Below are 5,072 nucleotides of genomic sequence, written 5' to 3'. Positions count from 1 at the left end.
TCTGCGGCCAGAGTCCCGCGAAAATTATGCCGTAGGTGACGAAGCGCTCATCCCCCAGGATGTTCACAGGGCCCAGCCCGAACCAGCTGAGAAACTCGTTGAGCAGGCCGAATGTGGGGTCGTAGAACCACGTAAAGACCAGCCCGACCACGACTTGGCTGATGACGAAGGGAAAGAAGAACAGCGACTTGTACAGCCGGATGCCCCAGACCGTCTGGTTGAGGAAAAGCGCGATGAACAGGCCGGCCGGGATCGCCAGCAGGTACATGACCAGCCAGACCAGGTTGTTCTTCAACGAGACATAGAAGGCGTCGCGGTCGACCCATTCCCAATACAGGTCTTCATAGTTGCGCATGCCGACATATTCGGCGGCGCCCAGCCCGTCCCATTCGTAAAGCGACAGGTTGAAGGACTGGAAAACGGGGATGATCACGTAGACCATGAAGAACAGCACGCCCGGAGCCAGAAACAGCCAGGGTGCGATACGTTGCTGATTTCTGTGGAACCAGCTTTCGTGTTCGGTGACGTCGACGGCGGTCATGGTCAATCCCGGTTTGGAGAAGGCGGGACGGGATTGTGCCCGTCCTGCGCTTGGCTATGGTGTGGCCGGGGTTGCCCCGGCCACCACCCGATCAGTTGTCGTAGATGCGCTGACGTGCGCGTTCCAGCTTGGCCAGGATGCTGTCCAGGTTGTCCGGCTTGACCATGAACTCCTGGAAGCCTTCCATCGACACTTTGGCCATTTCCGCCGGTGCGTCGCGATCCCAGAACTGGGCGACGCCGCCGGGGCTGTTGGTCGACAGCATCTTGAAGCCTTCCTGCAGGAACTTGTCGTCGTCCACCGAGGATTTGGCGTTGACGGGCAGCTGTCCGAGGTTCTTGCCGTTGTTGATTTCGGTCTGCTCCTCGGCCGAGACGACGAAGCGCAGGAACTCGCGCGCGGCTTCTTTGTTCGACGCGTTCGCCGGGATGTGGAACGTGTCGGTCGGCGCATCTTCGGCCAGCTCGACATCGGGGTTGATCGCGACGAACTGGTAGAAGTCCAACTGGTCGTCGGTCAGACCGGCCTCGCGCAGCGGAGCCACCGCGAAGTTGCCCATCAGATAGGCCGCTGCATCACCCTGAACCATGAAGGGCAGGGCCTCTTGCCAGCTGTAGGTCTGGTGGTTGTCGATGAACGCGCCCATGTCGATCAGCTGCTTCCAGTTGGCGAAGGTCTGCTTGACCCGGTCGTCTTCCCAGCTGACTTCGCCATTGGCCAGTTGCTGGTGGAAGTCGAAGCCGTTGGTGCGCATGTTCAGGTAGTCGAACCAGCCGCCAGCCGTCCACAGGAACTTGGTGCCGATGGTATAGCAGGCGCGACCCGAGTCGACGATCTTCTGGCAGTTGGCCAGTTCTTCTTCCCAAGTGGTCGGCTCGGACAGGCCCAGCTCGTCAAAGATGTCTTTGCGGTAGTAGACGCCCCACTGATAGTAGGTGTAGGGCACGCCCCACTGCTTGCCGTCGATGGTCATCGCGCCCTTGGTCGAGGCCAAGTTTTCGGCGATTTCCGGCTCGGCCCACAGGTCCGATACGTCCTCGAACAGACCCGCCTCGACATAGGGACGCATGCGGTTGGCCGCGTACCAAGTGGCCACGTCAGGCGTGTCGGCGGTCAGGAAGTTGCGGATCTGGGTCTTGTAGGCTTCGCGGTCGATCACGGTGGTCTCGATCTCGAGCCCGGGGTGTTTCTCGGCGAACCGGCCGATCATCGCCTCCATCGTCGCGCGCGGCGCGGGGTTCGACGTGTCTAGGAAAATGCGCAGCTCGCCGGTCAGTTCCGCCGCGGCCGGGGCTGCAATTGCCACGCTGACAGCCAGTGCCGCCGTCGTGCGCTTGAACATGGAATGCATGGTTTCCTCCCTTAGCTTCCATTTAGCGGTTCCAAATAGTGAAACCAAGTTTTATATATTGAAAACTACACATCGAATCGGCTAGGCTTGTCAATACCCTCGCGGCCCGTCCGCAAGGGGAGGTGGAGGAGAGTTCAGACCCGTGGCAGGTGACGGAACCATCGGCAAGGCATGTGAGGTGCTGGAGCAGGTCGCGGCGTTCGGCCGGCCTGTGCGGTTCGCCGAATTGCTGGAAAGTAGCAGCTTTCCCAAGGCGTCCCTGTACCGGTTTCTGCAGTCGCTGACCAATCAGGGCATGTTGTCTTACGACCCAGACCGGCAGACCTATTCGCCGGGGCTGCGGCTGGTGCGGCTGGCGCATTCGGCCTGGACGCAAAGCTCTCTGGCGCCGATCGCGCGGCCGATCCTGGATGCGCTCAGCCTGGAAACCGGCGAGACGGTGCACCTTGCGCAGCTTGATTCCAGTCAGGTTCTGTATGTGGACAAGCGCAACGCCAGGAACCCGGTCGAGATGTATTCCGAAGCCGGAAAGGTCGGCCCGGCCTATTGCACCGGCGTGGGCAAGGCGATGCTTGCCTATCTGGATGACGACCTGCTGGACAAGGCGATTTCGCAGCAAAGCTTTCACCGCTTCACCGACAGGACGCTGACCTCCGAGGCCGAATTGAGGGCCGATCTGGCCCGGATCCGCCAACGGGGCTTTGCCATGGATGATGAAGAGCACGAGCCCGGCATCATCTGCGTGGCCTGTCCGATTCTGACATCGGGCGGACGGATGCTGGGGGCGATCTCGATCACCGGGTCGACCCAGCGCATGGATTTCGATCAGTTGAAGAAATGGGTCCCTCGGGTGCGGTGTGCCGCCGACCAGATCGGGGCCGAAGCCGAAGCATGGCGGTTCCCCGAGGGCCGCAAGGACAGGATGCAAGCATCATGACAGGCGTTACCCTGAAGGGCGCAATCAAGCGGTATGGCCAGACCCAGGTCATTCACGGCATTGATCTGGAAATCGAGGACGGAGAGTTCTGCGTTTTCGTCGGGCCGTCGGGCTGTGGCAAATCCACCCTGTTGCGGATGATCGCCGGGCTGGAGGAAACCACCGAGGGCGAAATCCGCATCGGTCAGCGTGACGTGACCCACATGGACCCGGCCAAGCGCGGCGTGGCGATGGTGTTCCAGACCTATGCCTTGTATCCGCACATGACCGTGGCCGAGAACATGGGCTTTGGTCTGCGCATGAACGGCGTGCCCAAGGCCGAGATCGACCGGAAGGTGGCCGAAGCGTCAGAAATCCTCAAACTGGACCCGTATCTCAAGCGCAAGCCCAAGGCCCTGTCGGGTGGGCAGCGTCAGCGGGTCGCCATCGGCCGGGCCATCGTGCGCGGCCCCGAGGTTTTCCTGTTTGACGAGCCGCTGTCGAACCTCGATGCCGAGTTGCGCGTAGAAATGCGGGTCGAAATCGCTCGATTGCACCAAGAGATCGGCGCGACGATGATCTACGTCACCCACGACCAGGTCGAAGCGATGACGATGGCCGACAAGATCGTCGTGCTGCGCGATGGCCGGATCGAGCAGGTCGGCGCTCCGATGGATCTGTATCGCGACCCCGACAACCGGTTCGTGGCGGGGTTCATCGGCTCGCCCGCAATGAACTTTCTGGAATGCGATGTCGTCGATGGAACGGTGCGCCATCCCGCCCTGACGGACACGATTCCCGTGACAAAAGGGGTGCCGGCTGATGCCAGGAAGGTGACCTTGGGGATCCGCCCGGAACATATCGGCGTCGATCGGTCCGGTGACAGCTGCACCGTCGATCTGACCGAGGCGCTAGGCGGCGTGTCCTACAGCTATCTTCTGACGCCAAATGGTGACAAGTTGATCGTCGAAGAGCGCGACGACCAGCGCAGCAAGACGGGCGAGCGGATCGGGATTTCGGTCCGGCCCGAACGCGCAATGCTGTTCGATTCCGAAACCGGCCAGCGGCTGCGCTGAACGGTCCTCGACAACCACGTCCACACGCGCCGGGCCGGGGGCTGGACGCGCTGTGATTCCCGTGGATTCCGAACCCGAAAACCGCTAACGCAGAGGCAGGATCTGCAAGAAAAGGACTGCCGATGCGACCAAATGTTTTCTCGGGCACGATGCCGGCCTTGATGACGCCGTGCAAGGCCGACCGAACCCCTGACTATGACGCTCTGGTTCGCAAAGGGCAGCAGATGATCGAGGCGGGGATGTCCGCGGTTGTCTATTGTGGGTCGATGGGCGACTGGCCGCTGCTGACCGATGACCAGCGTATGGAAGGTGTCGAGCGTCTGGTGCAGGCGGGCCTTCCAGTCGTGGTGGGCACGGGGGCGATCAACACGCGCTCGGCGGTGGCGCATGCGGGGCATGCGCAGAAAGTCGGTGCGGTGGGGCTGATGGTGATTCCGCGGGTGCTGTCGCGCGGCAGCTCGCTGGCGGCGCAGCGCAACCATTTTAAGGCCATCCTGTCGGCGGCGCCCAACGTGCCCGCGATCATCTACAACAGCCCGGTCTACGGCTTTGCCACCCGCGCCGATCTGTTCTTTGCGCTGCGGGCCGAACACCCCAACCTGGTGGGCTTCAAGGAATTCGGCGGCAGCGCCGATCTGCGCTATGCGGCCGAGCACATCACCAGCCGCGATGATGAGGTGACGCTGATGGTCGGCGTCGATACCGAGGTCTACAACGGCTTCGTCAACTGCGGGGCCACCGGGTCGATCACCGGCATTGGCACCGCGCTGCCGAAAGAGGCGCTGTTGCTGGCGGCGCTGTCGAAAAAGGCGGCCGAAGGCCATGCCGAGGCCCGCCTGCGCGCCCGCGAACTGGACGAGGCGCTTGGCGTGCTGTCCAGTTTCGACGAGGGCACCGACCTGGTGCTGTACTACAAATACCTGCTGGTGCTGAACGGCGAAGAGGAATACCGCCTGCATTTCAACGAGACCGACGAGCTGAGCGACGCGCAGCGCCGCTATTGCGAGCAACAATATGCGCTGTTCCGCAACTGGTTCGCGGACTGGTCGCGGCAGGGCGGGGTGATCGCCGAATGCATGTGATCGACAGCCATACCGGCGGCGAACCCACGCGGGTGATCCTGGAGGGCGGGCCGGATCTGGGCAGCGGCCCGCTGGCCGACCGGGCCGGGAGGCTGGCCCGCGACCA

The 5,072-nt window shown here is 62.4% G+C and carries 5 protein-coding genes and 1 pseudogene; 4 read left to right on the top strand and 2 right to left on the bottom strand.

Annotated features, from left to right (window positions below; genetic code table 11):
- Together AC2FM3_RS17715 and AC2FM3_RS17710 are read right to left on the bottom strand one after the other, a co-directional pair.
- On the bottom strand, positions 1-541 hold a 541-nt coding region (locus AC2FM3_RS17715), incomplete at its 3' end, for a carbohydrate ABC transporter permease (RefSeq protein ID WP_496684539.1).
- 91 nt (positions 542-632) lie between these two features.
- Complete coding sequence (locus tag AC2FM3_RS17710; RefSeq protein ID WP_496684536.1) at positions 633-1,892, bottom strand: ABC transporter substrate-binding protein; 1,260 nt, start codon at positions 1,890-1,892, stop codon at positions 633-635.
- Positions 1,893-2,034: 142 nt separating this feature from the next.
- On the opposite strand from AC2FM3_RS17710, the gene AC2FM3_RS17705 reads away from it, so the two are divergent.
- The 4 genes and pseudogenes from AC2FM3_RS17705 to AC2FM3_RS17690 form a co-directional block, all read left to right on the top strand.
- Positions 2,035-2,829: an IclR family transcriptional regulator gene (locus AC2FM3_RS17705; RefSeq protein ID WP_496684533.1), complete on the top strand. Its 795-nt coding sequence runs from the start codon at positions 2,035-2,037 to the stop codon at positions 2,827-2,829.
- The gene (locus AC2FM3_RS17700; protein ID WP_496684531.1) at positions 2,826-3,884 is read left to right on the top strand and encodes an ABC transporter ATP-binding protein; all 1,059 of its coding nucleotides are present in this window, start codon (positions 2,826-2,828) and stop codon (positions 3,882-3,884) included. Before AC2FM3_RS17705 ends, AC2FM3_RS17700 begins: the two co-directional genes overlap by 4 nt.
- A gap of 122 nt (positions 3,885-4,006) precedes the next feature.
- Positions 4,007-4,966, top strand: coding sequence for a dihydrodipicolinate synthase family protein (locus AC2FM3_RS17695; RefSeq protein ID WP_496684528.1), 960 nt, complete (start codon positions 4,007-4,009; stop codon positions 4,964-4,966).
- Positions 4,957-5,072: pseudogene (locus AC2FM3_RS17690) on the top strand (hydroxyproline-2-epimerase); the annotation flags it as partial. The gene AC2FM3_RS17695 and the pseudogene AC2FM3_RS17690, both read left to right, overlap by 10 nt.

Source organism: Ruegeria sp. BHSB172, assembly GCF_059613165.1.
This window is presented reverse-complemented; position numbering and strand designations above follow the sequence as displayed.

Bases quoted from the DNA above. Each gene is read 5' to 3' on its own strand.
- AC2FM3_RS17700 (WP_496684531.1), top strand. From the start codon at position 2,826: ATGACAGGCGTTACCCTGAAGGGCGCAATCAAGCGGTATGGCCAGACC.
- AC2FM3_RS17695 (WP_496684528.1), top strand. From the start codon at position 4,007: ATGCGACCAAATGTTTTCTCGGGCACGATGCCGGCCTTGATGACGCCG.
- AC2FM3_RS17710 (WP_496684536.1), bottom strand. From the start codon at position 1,892: ATGCATTCCATGTTCAAGCGCACGACGGCGGCACTGGCTGTCAGCGTG.